General features: G+C 46.6%; 1 protein-coding gene. It reads left to right on the top strand.

Going from position 1 to position 247, the window contains the following annotated elements:
- Nucleotides 1-36: 36 nt before the first annotated feature.
- A partial coding sequence (locus RMT89_RS44710) for a hypothetical protein (protein ID WP_399499100.1) occupies nt 37-247 on the top strand: 211 nt, incomplete at its 3' end.

Consider the following 247-nt stretch of genomic DNA (forward strand, 5'->3'; position numbering starts at 1 on the left):
CGGAGAGAGTACCCGTGGGGCATAGTGACTAATGGTATGTTGCTTGACGAAAACAGATTGGAAACTCTACTTCAAGCAGGCATGCACACCCTCACAATCAGTTTGGACGGATTCGAAAAGGAGCACAACTATTTGCGCCGTCATCCGCTGAGTTTCGCTCGTGTTATGGGGGCTATAGATGCTTTGGCACACATACCTCACGAACTCAAATGGGATATAGTTACTTGTGTCAATCCTACAAATATCG

It is taken from the genome of Streptomyces sp. P17 (assembly GCF_032436805.1).
GTDB lineage: Bacteria > Actinomycetota > Actinomycetes > Streptomycetales > Streptomycetaceae > Streptomyces.